This window comes from Enterococcus sp. ZJ1622, assembly GCF_011038845.1.
Lineage (GTDB): Bacteria > Bacillota > Bacilli > Lactobacillales > Enterococcaceae > Enterococcus_B.
The window spans coordinates 1-12992 of sequence record NZ_JAAKDW010000025.1 but is presented as its reverse complement, the minus strand read 5'-3'; the positions used below and the strand labels follow the sequence as shown (position 1 = coordinate 12992).

The 12992-nt window shown below is 32.4% G+C and carries 13 protein-coding genes, 1 tRNA gene and 2 pseudogenes; 10 read left to right on the top strand and 6 right to left on the bottom strand.

Annotation, left to right across the window (positions count from 1 at the left end):
* Positions 1-255: 255 nt before the first annotated feature.
* The 6 genes and pseudogenes from G7Y42_RS14330 to G7Y42_RS15210 all read left to right on the top strand — a co-directional run bounded on the left by G7Y42_RS14330 (position 256) and on the right by G7Y42_RS15210 (position 6287).
* On the top strand, positions 256-2982 hold the full coding sequence (locus G7Y42_RS14330) for a BspA family leucine-rich repeat surface protein (protein ID WP_165007336.1): 2727 nt from the start codon (positions 256-258) through the stop codon (positions 2980-2982).
* 689 nt (positions 2983-3671) lie between these two features.
* Positions 3672-3745 (top strand) — tRNA-Ile (locus G7Y42_RS14325).
* Positions 3746-4198: 453 nt separating this feature from the next.
* Positions 4199-4495 (top strand): ArsC/Spx/MgsR family protein, encoded by a 297-nt coding sequence (locus G7Y42_RS14320; RefSeq protein WP_165007333.1) that lies wholly within the window; start codon positions 4199-4201, stop codon positions 4493-4495.
* An 82-nt stretch (positions 4496-4577) separates the two neighbouring features.
* Positions 4578-4763, top strand: a pseudogene (locus tag G7Y42_RS14920) (TfoX/Sxy family DNA transformation protein); the annotation flags it as partial.
* Between the two features lie 68 nt (positions 4764-4831).
* The gene (locus G7Y42_RS15215; RefSeq protein WP_241161969.1) at positions 4832-5383 is read left to right on the top strand and encodes a hypothetical protein; all 552 of its coding nucleotides are present in this window, start codon (positions 4832-4834) and stop codon (positions 5381-5383) included.
* Positions 5370-6287, top strand: coding sequence for a peptidoglycan DD-metalloendopeptidase family protein (locus G7Y42_RS15210; RefSeq protein ID WP_346773683.1), 918 nt, complete (start codon positions 5370-5372; stop codon positions 6285-6287). The genes G7Y42_RS15215 and G7Y42_RS15210 overlap by 14 nt, the downstream gene beginning before the upstream one ends.
* Before the next feature lie 192 nt (positions 6288-6479).
* On the opposite strand, the gene G7Y42_RS14305 is transcribed toward G7Y42_RS15210, so the two are convergent.
* Positions 6480-6887: a type II toxin-antitoxin system death-on-curing family toxin gene (locus tag G7Y42_RS14305; protein ID WP_165007331.1), complete on the bottom strand. Its 408-nt coding sequence runs from the start codon at positions 6885-6887 to the stop codon at positions 6480-6482.
* On the bottom strand, positions 6884-7117 hold the full coding sequence (locus G7Y42_RS14300) for an addiction module antitoxin (protein ID WP_165007328.1): 234 nt from the start codon (positions 7115-7117) through the stop codon (positions 6884-6886). The genes G7Y42_RS14305 and G7Y42_RS14300 overlap by 4 nt, the downstream gene beginning before the upstream one ends.
* A gap of 453 nt (positions 7118-7570) precedes the next feature.
* Between G7Y42_RS14300 and G7Y42_RS14295 the strand changes: the two genes are divergently transcribed.
* From G7Y42_RS14295 to G7Y42_RS14285, 3 genes are all read left to right on the top strand, one after another.
* Positions 7571-8176 carry a Fic family protein gene (locus tag G7Y42_RS14295; RefSeq protein ID WP_165007325.1) on the top strand — a complete coding sequence of 202 codons (606 nt, stop codon included), beginning with the start codon at positions 7571-7573 and terminating at the stop codon, positions 8174-8176.
* Positions 8177-8191: 15 nt separating this feature from the next.
* Positions 8192-8767: a recombinase family protein gene (locus G7Y42_RS14290; RefSeq protein ID WP_002300096.1), complete on the top strand. Its 576-nt coding sequence runs from the start codon at positions 8192-8194 to the stop codon at positions 8765-8767.
* Between the two features lie 159 nt (positions 8768-8926).
* Positions 8927-9130: a DNA helicase UvrA gene (locus G7Y42_RS14285; protein ID WP_165007322.1), complete on the top strand. Its 204-nt coding sequence runs from the start codon at positions 8927-8929 to the stop codon at positions 9128-9130.
* A 113-nt stretch (positions 9131-9243) separates the two neighbouring features.
* Here the strand turns inward: G7Y42_RS14285 and G7Y42_RS14280 are convergent, their stop codons facing one another.
* Both G7Y42_RS14280 and G7Y42_RS14275 read right to left on the bottom strand, forming a co-directional pair.
* Complete coding sequence (locus G7Y42_RS14280) at positions 9244-9516, bottom strand: helix-turn-helix transcriptional regulator (RefSeq protein WP_165007319.1); 273 nt, start codon at positions 9514-9516, stop codon at positions 9244-9246.
* Positions 9513-9872, bottom strand: a complete 360-nt coding sequence (locus G7Y42_RS14275; RefSeq protein ID WP_165007316.1) for a type II toxin-antitoxin system RelE/ParE family toxin — start codon at positions 9870-9872, stop codon at positions 9513-9515. The genes G7Y42_RS14280 and G7Y42_RS14275 overlap by 4 nt, the downstream gene beginning before the upstream one ends.
* Before the next feature lie 150 nt (positions 9873-10022).
* Here G7Y42_RS14275 and G7Y42_RS14270 point away from each other — a divergent pair, with 150 nt between their 5' ends.
* Entirely contained in the window at positions 10023-10844 is an 822-nt protein-coding gene (locus G7Y42_RS14270; RefSeq protein ID WP_165007313.1) for a hypothetical protein, read from the top strand.
* A 200-nt stretch (positions 10845-11044) separates the two neighbouring features.
* On the opposite strand, the gene istA is transcribed toward G7Y42_RS14270, so the two are convergent.
* Together istA and G7Y42_RS14260 are read right to left on the bottom strand one after the other, a co-directional pair.
* Positions 11045-12196: an IS21 family transposase gene (gene istA / locus G7Y42_RS14265; protein WP_165038310.1), complete on the bottom strand. Its 1152-nt coding sequence runs from the start codon at positions 12194-12196 to the stop codon at positions 11045-11047.
* Positions 12197-12277: 81 nt separating this feature from the next.
* A pseudogene (locus tag G7Y42_RS14260) lies at positions 12278-12992 on the bottom strand (IS1182-like element ISEfa12 family transposase); the annotation flags it as partial.

Below are 12992 nucleotides of genomic sequence, written 5' to 3'. Positions count from 1 at the left end.
ATTTTCTGCTGCTAAAGTAGGTACCATCGGTGTTAATGTTCCTAGAATAGATGTAGAAAGCATTAGCGTTGTAATTATTTTTTTACATTTCATGTATAAATCATCCTTTTCAGTTCTTTTGTCAAAGGATAATACAAAAATTATTATTATTTTTTTTTTTTTTTGCTATAAAGATAAAATATAAAAATTTTTGAACTTATATATTTTTTATAATTAATTGTAGGTTTTCACAAATTAATTAAGAGGAGTAGATTTATGTTCAAAAAGAGAAAGCAATTAATTAGATTAGGTTGGTTAGGATTAGGATTATTTATCGGAGGATTAGGATGTTCTACAGATACATCTGCAATGGAACGGCACGCTGCTTATTTAGAACGGAATTATGCCGATGAACAAGGAGTACTGCGCCCTTTAACAGCATACGGACACAGAATGGCTGAAGCTGAATTTACAAATTCTATCGATCCTTATACAGACTATCAAATCATCAGGGCATTGGATGATAAACAAACAGCAATCGCCAAATTAAATGAAGCATTCAAAAATTCAAAAGAAGATGATATTAATTACTTAGTTATTGAATCACATGGTTATAGGGGGGGGATTATTGATTTTCGTTTTAACGAGTTAAAAGCTATTTTAGACTCTTTTGAAGGGCATTTTGTTATATGTATAACTGCATGCATGTCTGGCAGTGCGATCAATAGAATACAACTGCCGATTGAATTACAAAAAAAATGGCTCTCTTCAGATCAATTGAGGTATTTTGAATCAGACTCAAAATACACCGTTTTTTGTTCTTCATCAAAAAGTCAATTTTCTAATATGGATCCTAGGTTTTGTTATTTTACACAAACCTATTTTGAGAGTTCAAAGATAGGTCAGAATGGTTTTCTAAATGCTGATTACAATCAAGATGATGTTGTTACTGCGAAAGAATTAGCTCAATACTTAGAAAGCAATGGGAAAACAATTGAGGGTACTCCAGTCTCACAAATTCCGAAACCAGAATTACCAATATTTGCCACAAATAGATTTGTTAAAGATTCAGAAGAAATTAGTGAAGGGGACTGGAAAGGAATTTGGGACGAGAAAACTGGAAGATATAGACTTGTCGACTATACTGGAGACAAGTCAAATGTCCAAGTACCAACTACATTCAAAAATAAACCCGTAGAAATTTCATTGAAGAGCATGTTAAATGAGCTAAATCTAAAAGGATTAAATAGTTTTAAGACAAGTGGAATAAATAAAGAAATTAAAGTTATAGATAAAGATTTGACAGGACTATTTCAGAGTGCAAAAGCCAAAAGTATTGACATGCGAGGATTAGATACATCGAATGTTATCAATATGGAGGAAATGTTTGGTGATTGTACAAATTTAACTACTTTAAATTTAAGTACTTTAGATACATCGAATGTTATCAATATGGATAAAATGTTCAGTAATTGTACAAATTTAACTACTTTAGATTTAAGTACTTTTGATACATCAAATGTTACCGAAATGCTTGTAATGTTCAGTAATTGTACAAATTTAACTACTTTAAATGTAGGTGATTTTGATACATCAAATGTTAGGAATGCACTGGGGATATTATATGGAGTGAATGATTGCATTATTTATGGGAATAAACAGTCCTTTGCAGATTTTATGGATGTATGGATAGATTCAACTAATATTTGGTATGAAGATATTGAAAAATCAGTAACTGATTTATTTGAAGATTCTACTCATACAGCTTTGAAAAGTGGAGTAGATCAAGCGAAAATTGACCTTGCTAAAACAAATGTTGAAAAATTACCGGATCAAGATTCTTCAAAACAAAATCTAATGAATTTAATTAGTCAAGCACAAAATCTAATTGATAATAAAAATCAAACACATCCTTTAGTTTTAGCGTTTATTGAAAAAATTCAAAAACTTTTAGTGTTAGATGAAAAATATCATGCTATCCATTTAACAGAAGAAGCAACTGATAAACAAATTCAAGATGCATATTCAGAAACTACAACATTCATTGAAACACATTCGAATGAGTTGTCAGAAAAAGACAAACAACTTGTGCAACAGCTTTCCAATGAACTTTTAAGAGCAATTCATAGTGAATTGAATAAAGCAGCTAATCAATCGTATGAAGATGAAAAAATTAGTTCTTATAAACAACAAATGGATAATTTATTTGAGGATTCGAATCAGCAAAACTTGAAAAAAACAATTACTGATTCGCAATTATTAGAAGTATTTCAAAGCTTTAGTGAATATAAATCAGAACGTCGAGATAGAGACAAAAATACAATGAATAATATTTCTAGCTTAGCTGAGGTTCTAAAGAATGCTATTTTACTTTGGACAAATGATTTAGAAAATAAAATCAATGATTCATTTTTAGATAATGAACAAACAATAAAAACAACTGTGACTCAACCCGAAATTGATGATTTAAAAAATAAGATCGAAAACTTATCTAAATTAGAAGTAACTCAAGATCGTATAAACAAAATTCAATCCAAAGTTCAAAAACTGCAACAACTATTTAATCAATCACAAAGTCAACAAAGTGTAGAACAAACAATTCAACTTGGTGGACAAGAGTTGGCAAAAGTTCCTATCGCTCCACGAGTTTCGTTGACAGTAAAAGACCATAAAGCAACAATTACAAAAAATTCAAATTATCGATTCCATTTTAACGGTTGGAAAACAAGTAAATACGCATCTATTAAATTAACAGATCCTAATGGAAATATACTTTACAACCAACAATGGAATGGCAATCAACAAGTGAAAGGAAACTATGGTCCAATTGCTTCTGTTGATTTACCAGAAGGAAGTACAGTCGAAATTTATCATGCCGAAGGCCCATGGCATCGATTTGGGACAAGTGATAACGATAATTTAAAAACAAAACTTGGAAAAACAGGTTATACCTACACTTATACTATGCAAAATAATCAATTAGTTTTAACGAATGTTCAATAAATTATTCAAACAAAAAAGAGCTGGCAATTAAGCCACTCTTTTTGTCTACAGTCTGAGACCTGTGTTTATGGCACAGGTCTTTTTTACTTTTCTGGAGAAAATAAGATAATTAAATCTTTATTTTCGGGTATCTTTGCAGGATTATTTACTTCAAAATAAATTGAATTAATTACAGAAAATTGTGAATAGAACATGTAATGTTAGGATATATAGATTTTGATAAAAAAGAGATATTCTGATGGTAAAGGCAGGAATTTGCGTTGAGGTGAGAAATTAGGAAGTTGATAATTTTACGTTTTTACAATGAAAGGAATAACGAAAGTATAGTGAATGATGTTTGTATTACGAATATTTCTTTAACTTTATAAAAAATAATATTATTAGCTGAGATTAAATATTCATATTACAGGAGATATTAAAAAATTTTTTTTATTGAAAGAAAGGTGGAATGTATCTCTTGATTTTTTTTGTAACATAATGTTGTTGCATGGCTAAAATTTTACTAAATATGTGTACCCCCAATTTAAAGAGTCATGCAACTTTGTTTGAAAGACTTTCCTAGTTTCTGCCCAAAAATATTATGTAGTATAAAATGGACTCTGAAATTGCACTTACTACAAAATATTTAGGAATGTTGGCACGGAAATGTGGAGATTCTCTTTTCTTTTAACGTCTCGTAGTAACAAACTGTACCCTTAGCTCAGTTGGTCAGGGCATTCGGCAAATAATTGAACGGTCGTAGGTTCGAATCCTACAGGGTACACTTATAAGATGACGGATCATTTTCTCACTTTTTTGCAATCTTGAACAGTGAAACGTCAAATGGTGCTTCTTTCTTAGAATATAATAGATTTTCGGCTTGTCGCTTCCACATGAGTTAGTAGTGGAAGGAGGTGAGATATTAATCTAATGAATTTATTATTATATATGATAAATTGCAATTTGATTTTAGTTTATTAAAAAACTCTATAACAACAATGATTTAAAACCTGTTTCCTTTGGGTAAACAGAATAATAAAGGAAATAACCATTTAAAAAAAAGTAATAAATTCAGAAATTATAGATACATTCGTACTAAGTAAATGATGAGAGGTATGACAGTGATAGTTATTTATACTAGAAATGGAAGTCTATCTTGCCGTTCTGCCATTAAATGGGTTTGGTTCAAAAGAATCAAATTGTTTATGAAGAAAGAAGAATACACAGGAGGTGTTCGTTGAATAGAAGTGAATTAGAAAAAATATTACTAATGTCATCTCATGGATTTGATAATATTTTGAGCTTTCGATTAAAATATTATAATCGGATTAAGCAGAAATTCGACACTATTTCTTATGAAGAGGCATTGAATCTAATAATTGAGAATTCTGATTTATTAAGATCCCCAATTATTATAGATCTTGAAAAGGGGAAAAAGATGGTAGGGTTTAATAAGGAAGAAATTAGTAGTTCCTTACCTAGATATCATAAAAGAATAATATGGAAAAAAAATCAAAATTTATACTACAATTGATTCTAAAGAAGGCGTATTTATGAAGAAATTAAGTGAATATCCTAATATTGGTGAAAAACTAGAAAAATAGTTAAATTTAGTAGGAATTTGTACATTTGAGGAATTGGAAAAAATGGGTTCAGAACAAGCATGGTTAAAATTAAAGAAAATTGGTCGTTCGGCTTGTGTAAATCGATTACTAGCTTTAGAAGGAGCGATTAAAGGAGTACATAAATCCTTAATTGATGAACAGAGAAAAATGGAGCTGAAAAATTTTCTAAAATTATAAGAAGTTGTAAGACTAGGAAAATAAGAGATAATTTTCAGGTTAATAAAGAAGCAAAATGGAGGTCTATAATGAAAAAAACGAGTAATTTATTATCTACTTTATTGTTATTAGGACAAGTTTTTAGCTATACGCCTACAGTTTTAGCAGATGAAGAGCAAGCTACTATGTCTACTGAGCAATCTACCATAGTAAATATAGATAATGGAGCGACAGTAACGGATAGCACAACGTCTGATAAAGAAGAAGCAACCACCGAGTCTTTATCAGAACAATCAAATCAAACGCCTGATGAAACAACAGATACAAAACCAGAGTCAACTGAGCCTAGTACTAGTGATTCGAATCAACACGAAAATACGAATCAGGAGGAAGCAAAACCTTCAGGTATAAAACCAATTGAACAACCAATAGCCAAACCGAATGAATCAGAGAACAAAAAAAAGACTCAACCGTCTAAACCTGTGGAAGTTGTAACTAAACAATCCAAACAGTCAGATACACCGCAAGTTTCTGCAGAAAAAAAAACAAAAATCAGAAGAAGCACAACCTGTTCAAGAAGAGCCAAAAAACTATCATCAAGCACCAACAGTCCCGATTCAAGAAATAGTGCCTTCAAGTAAACAGGATAACGAAGGAAACATTCATTTTGAAAAAGATAAGTCTGTAGAAAGCTTTATTCGTAAAATTGGACAAGAAAATGATTTGTATGCTTCAGTCCTGATTGCCCAAGCAATTTTAGAATCGGCTAGTGGTCAAAGTCAGTTAGCCCAAGCGCCAAATTACAATTTATTTGGAATCAAAGGCACACATAATGGAAAAGGTGTCTCTTTTACGACACAAGAAGATCTAGGTAATGGGACAGTTTATTATAATACTACTCAGTCAACTTTTAGACAGTATGAGAACTACGAAGACAGCTTAAATGACTATGCTAAGCTCTTGAAAGAGGGATTGACTGGGAACAGTCGTTTTTACGATGGGGTTTGGAAGACAAATGCAAAAACTTATCAAGAAGCAACGAAATTTTTAACTGGAAGATACGCTACAGATACTAGCTACGATAAAAAAATAAACGGTCTAATCGAGACCTATGATTTAACCACATATGATAAAGAAGTAGCGGACCCACAACTAAATAAAAAAGGGTATGTCGTACCATTAAAGAATTACACAATTTCTAGTCCATTTGGTACTCGTGGTGGAGAATTTCATCGAGGTCTTGATTTATCAGCGCCACAAGGTGAGCCAATCTATGCTAGTAAAGCAGGAACGGTCGTTAAATCTGAGTTTCACCCTTCATGGGGCAATTATGTAGCCATTGAGCATGAAGATGGTACAACCGCTTTATATGCGCACCAACAAGAATATCAAGTCAAAGTGGGTGACAAAGTGAAACAGGGTCAAATTATTGGTTATGTTGGCTCAACAGGAAATAGCACAGGTAGTCATTTACACTTTGAACTTTGTAAAAATAATACTTTAGTTCAATTACAATTAGTTGATCCAGAAACAGTCTTATTCTAAGGAATAGGGGATTCAAATAAAGAGGAGTTTCAAAGGAAAGTAGCTAGTTTGTATGCTTGAAGTTATGCTATTCGTATATATAGAAAATTATAGTTTTCTATATAGTTGGGTTTGAATTATAGCTATTTGTAATTTACTACAATTCTTTCGCTATAGCAGCTAATACACTATAAAGACACATACAGCAACTTTTTAAATGGGTTTCGTATGTGTCTTTATAGTGTTAATTACTTCATATTTTAGTTGATCAAAATCCTTATTATATGTAGCAATATATACCACTAAATTTACAGCACCTTTTTGATCAATAGCTAAAAGCTGTCCATTGATTTTCAAAAAGACAAAAGTAGCTAAGAAAGCAGTACGTTTATTTGCATTGTGAAAAGGATGTTTCTTTATCAATTGTATAAGTAGGATAGCTGCTTTTTCATAAATCGAAGGATAAACCTCTTCACCAAAAGCTGAGGCTTGAAGTTGCCCTACACACATTTCTAAAGCATTTATGTCCTTTACACCAATGGGTTCATTAGGAGAGTATTTTTTTATTTGGATCACATTCATTTTTATAATATCTTTAGCTTCCAGGTAATAAATACTCATTTATCGACAAGCTCTCTAAAAGTATTATCATATTCAGTTAATGCTTGAGATATTGCTACATCAATTTCATCAGATAAGGTTTGTTTTTTTATAATTGCTGCTCGAAGTTTTTCTTCATCTAAAAAAACCGTATCTCCAGGATTTAACCCATTTTCTTTAAGAAACTCCTTTGAAATAGTTAATACTACTGAGTTCCCCACTTCTCTGAATTTTCTTTCTTTGATTGTCATAGTCTTCTCCCCTTTCCATCTGTATATACAGTATATACGCTTATTGATTTTAAATCAATCGTAGTCTCTCTCATGTCTAACTCTATAGAAAGAAGATGTTTTCTATCAAAGGAATATAGACGTACTCAATTATTAGATAGTGGTGGCTATTACTTAGAAGAATGATTCAAGAAAATTTTAAAGAATTGTGTATAACTTTTTAAAGTGTTCAGAAAATGACTTATTTCTGGCACTATTTTTTTGAATCAAATTTCTATGAAAATTATTCTATATCGCGTACTGAAACCTGTAACAAAATCTATGTTCAATTAAAAATAGGAGACGATGAATCTTAGAACAATTTATTAAAGAGGTCAGAAACTTAATATAGTTTTTGACACATGATTAAATTCGCGGTACAATAGGATTTGTAGTGTTTCATAAACTTATGTCAAAAAGTTAAGGGGATTTTCCATGATTTTAGAGAATAAATTGGGTTTGACCAATCAAGTTGAGTTGGCCAAAGCTGAAGAGAAAATCAGTAAGCAAAAAGCAAAAGAATTATACGATTCTGGAAAAATAAATGAAATCGAAGTCGGGACGTTTAAAGGCTTATCTGAAATTCATGATTTTCTCTTTTCAGAGATTTATGATTTTGCAGGAAACATTCGGACGGTCAATATTGCAAAAGGAAATTTTCGTTTCGCACCGGTCATGTACCTGGAACATTCGTTAAAGCATATTGATCAAATGCCACAAACTTCTTTTGAAGAGATTATTAAGAAATACGTGGAGATGAATATCGCTCACCCTTTTCGTGAAGGGAATGGACGAAGTACTAGAATTTGGCTAGATCTCATTTTAAAGGAAGAATTGCAAAAAGTTGTTGACTGGAACTTGATCGATAAAGTAGACTATCTTTCTGCAATGGAGCGCAGTCCAGTAAACGACTTGGAAATACGCTATCTGATTTTCAATGCCCTGACTGATCAAATTGGCGATCGTGAGTTATATATGAAAGGAATCGATGTTAGCTATTTTTATGAAGGATACTCTGAATATACGATAGATGATTTGTAAGAGCAGGTGAATTAAATGACAAAATATGGCTATGCACGTGTCTCAACCGCTTCTCAAAGTACAAAGGAACAGATACAACAGCTGCTTGAGAACGGTGTTGAGAAGAAGAATATTTTTTCTGAAAAATTTACAGGTACGAAACGAGATCGCCCGAAGTTTAATCAGCTGTTAGCTGGTCTGAAGCCTGGAGACGAAATCGTTGTTACGAAACTTGATCGATTCGCCCGTAATACAAGAGAAGCACTAGAGATCATTGAACCTTTACTCGATGATAACGTCACAATTAAGGTATTGAATCTTGGAACGATCGAAAATACGTCAATGGGTCGAATGGTTACACGCACGTTGTTGAGTGTAGCTGAAATGGAACGTGATATGATTGTAGAACGTACTCAGGAAGGGAAATTGTTTGCGAAAAAGAATAATCCTAATTTTAAAGAGGGACGTCCGAAAGCAACAATCACACCAAAGAAGAGGCACGCATATGAATTGATTACTTCCGGTAAATCGTATAAAGAAGTTGAAGCCATAACGGGTTTCAGTCGTAGCACGCTTTTTAGAATTAAGAAACAAATAGAAGCAAGTGAGTAGAAAATTGATAAAATGAATATAAAAGTCGCTTTCAAATTAAATAAATCGTTGTTTATACGAGCATTCTAAGGTCAAGTTCACTCATTGAGATGTATCATTGGTCGAACGAAGCGCCATACCAACTACGAATAGATATATTTTTAGGGAGGAATGAAGTAAATGAAAGAACAACAATTAGGCTATATTTTTTGGGGACGTCCATTATATGGATTAGACCGAAGAACGGCTGTATCGATCGATTGTGCTTGTGGTGAGCTGATTCAGCTCAATATTCAAACGAAACAATACCATTGTAAAACTTGTGGAAATTGTTACCAATTCATTGATCAAGACTTCCAATTGCTAAACGAAAAAAATAAGTAGGTGTTTAATAGTCAGACGGTTGTCTGGCTATTTTTCTTTAAAGACGATCCTCGTTGCAAATACGTAAAATAAGTTTTAAAAAACTCCGTCAGTTTAAACCTGACGGATATTCATTATTTAAATTCTACATGCAATTCCTTACCAACTTTTTTAGCAATTTCATATAAAATTTTTATACTTGGATTCATGCTTCCATTCTCTATGCGTGCAATCGTACTCTGCGGTTTCCCAACTTTTTCAGCAAATTCTCGTTGGGAAACCCCTAGTTCGCTTCTTAATTCAGTAACTGCTACTGCAATTTCTAAGCGCTGTTTTTCTGCTTCAAACTCTTGAGCAAAAGTCGGACTTTCCGCTTTTTTCTTTTCAATTAGATCTTTAACACTCATATTAGTTCTCCCTTCAAATATTTTTTTCGAACACTTTTTGCATGGTTTATTTCTTTTTGTGGGGTCTTTTGAGTTTTCTTAGTAAAACCATGTGTGATAAGAAATTCATTGTCGATTTTTTGAAAATATATTGCTCGTTGGATATTTTTTCCTACTTTCGAACGTAATTCATACAAATCATTATCTAATTTTTTTACCCACTCCATTCTTTGAGCAATGAGCAATCCCTTTTCTTCTGTTATTTCAATTATTGCTAATAACTTAGAAGAATCCTTCTCAGGTATAGAGTTCAAAAAATCTTCAAATTCGCTTGTTCCGTCTTTCCGTTTAACGTAATCAAATTGTGGTTTATCCATACTTTTATGATAGCATACTAGCTATCATAAAAGTAAACAAAAACTCCTTTTAATGAATATAAAGGGAATTGATGTGTGATAGAATAAATAGAAAGATATTTGAAGAAAAAATTTATTATGTGTAGATAATAAACAAAAGGAGTAAAAGAATTGAATCGATTAGAGTACAAACAAATGCTGACACTGAAACATTTATACGAGGAGAAATTGCAAGAAATCAAAAAGAAACATAAGTCCGATCCGGATTTGTTTCATCCGATTGGTAAGGATCGTTATTGTCTATACTGTGAGAAGCATCAAGAAATACAAGATAAGTTACAGCCTACTGTCAAACAATTAATGCAGTATGAAAAAACACACGAAGTCAAACAACCAGTGATTCAACAGTTGGCCGCAGTCCCCAAAAAGGAAAAGGCGAAGCCAAAAAAAGTGTATCAAGTGTATTCTCTCTTGTTCAAAGATGGTTCAGAATATTTGGTTTATACCTTCGCCCAGGAAACTGGTTGTCGTTTATTAGGGAGACAGATTTCAGAATTAAGCAAGGCAGTTCCTATCTCTAAGGATTATTATTCTTCCATTTATTTAGAACAAGAAGATGGCTCGATTATTTCAGTAGAAGCACGCTTGCAAGAGCATTCAACTAAGAAAAGTTGGTTAGTAGCAGAAAAACAGCAAACGAGAATAAAAGCGACAGGGAATTGTTTTAATGAAAAACCATTTGAATATTTGAAATACACTAAAGGACAATACAGCTGTTTGGTCACTTTTTGCGGGAATACGGCGATTAAAAAAACAAAGAAATTCTCAAAAAATGGGAAAGTAGCTTTTGAAACAACGCGTGGCATGATTGCGATAGAGTACGGACAAGTCCTTCTAAAGCTCTTTCCAGGCACTTTCATGGTCATTAGTGAACAAGAATTTAGCGAATATTTTGTAGAAGACGAATCATTAGTATGGATGAAGAAAGAATAGACAACCAAGAATGGGCTAAACCTATTTTTTTGATGCCGATAGTAGGAATTAGTCAAGGTACTGTCGTCAGTTGGATCACACGGAATCGCCGAGTGGAATCACTACCTGTAGTTTTTATATATGATTTCTCTCGTATGTTTTAAATTCAAATCTTCTAATTTGTTTAGTAAATGATAGTAATTAGACATAATGATTCACCTCTATAATTCGTCATACGCTTGTAAATTTTCATCAACAAATCGTTCTAATTCTTCGTCTTCTAAATGTTTGAAAACGTCAGAACGTAGAATCTCTATATAGTCATTTCGATGATAATTAAGCAATTGATGAGTAATTGTATGTGTGCGAATAAGAGTAGAATCATCGTAAATGTAAAGTTTATCTTCTTTCACACGAAGTGTAAGAATTTTACCGATGTAATTTACTGGTACAGAATATTTATTTTGATTCCATTGAACCATCGCTTCGTTAGATACTTTTCGTTTAATTTGTTTTTCAACAGAAGAATAAATTTTAAGTTGATTCGCATCAAAAGAAGATAGTTGTTCTTTTTCGTATGACCAACGGTCACTAGGACATTCATGAATGGATTCAAATTCATAATTAAATACACGAATTCGTTCTATTGTTCGTGCAAGAGCTTCAACTTTTCCTTTTGTTTGAGGTCGAAAGGCACGACAAGCAATCGGAATAAACCCAGCTTCTTTTGCATATTGTCGAAATCGTTCATTAAAAACAACTTTAGAAAATTGACTACGACTACGGTCAACAACAGTTTTCATATTATCAAACCATATTTCTGTAGGAACACCACCGGTGTATTGAAACGCATGAGTTAAGCAACGAAATAAAGTAGTTTGAGAACGATCAAAAGTTAATTCTAAGTATTTAATTCTTGAATACCCTAAAACATAAAGAAAGATATTACAAGGAACAACTTCGCCAAATTTATTAACCAATTTGAGATTTTCTTTCCAATCTACTTGAGCAGATAAACCAGGAGTTGTTTCAACACGAATCGTTGCTTTTTGTATTTTATCTGCTTTGGTATTTCGACAATATCTTCTTAAGGTACGTGCACTTCCACGATAGCCACGTTTAGAAATAAAGTGATAAATAGCAGAAGAAGAACAACCCAAAGCTAATTTATCAGCAATAATGTCTTCAAAATCACTAACCAAAGTTTTTTTATTTTTTTGAGCAAGCAAAGGTAATTTATTGCTTATTCCAGCTTCATAATAACGTTTTACCGTACGGTAATCACAATTATATTGTTTAGCTAAAGCAGCATAATTAGGTTTTGTATGAGTCATAATGAAAGGTAACACTCCTTCATAAATATCTTTTCTCAATACACTTTCCTCCTTGAATAAAATAACACAAGGAAAGCGTACCAAATGACGCATAAACCTACATTTTAACTTGGCCATTTACACTTTTACTCCATGAGGTGCAGTATATGGAAGAATCGGGTAGAGTTTCAAGTGTGACAGAAAATGAACAAATTTAGGCGTCTTATATCCTGCATCAGCGACAACACGCTTTATATTTGGAAAAGCTCTTTTCGACTGTTTAACCAGATCGATTGCGACTTGGCTGTCATGTACATTTCCTGGTGTGATTAATGTAGATAAGATAAAACCGTTATCTTCACAGGAAGTATGTGCAGAATAAGCAAATTGTTTTTCTCGTTCACCTTTAACATAGTAGCCACTTTCTGGATCTGAATGACTTATTTTTTGAAGACTCAACTCACTTTCTGTGTCCCATGTAAAAGGACGTTTTCCTTCAGCAATACGTTCTTTATTTATTTCATCTTCTAATTCATCTTGATAAGCTTTAGCTTGACCGTAGGTCATTTCTTTTGTGAACTTATGTTTATTGGCATTTGCTTTGATATGAGTAGAATCAATATAAAGGTTGTCTTCCGTAACGAAGCCAGCTTTTACAGCTTGTTCTAGAATATGAGAGAAAATGTCTTCAAATAAAGTTGTTTCTCTAAATCTTCGAACATAGTTTTTACCAAAAGTAGAGAAATGCGGGATAGGATCCTCGAATGAATAACCTAAAAACCAACGATAAGCAACATTTGTTTCAACGTCTTTAATAGTCTGTCTCATCGAACGGATACCAAATAAATATTGGATA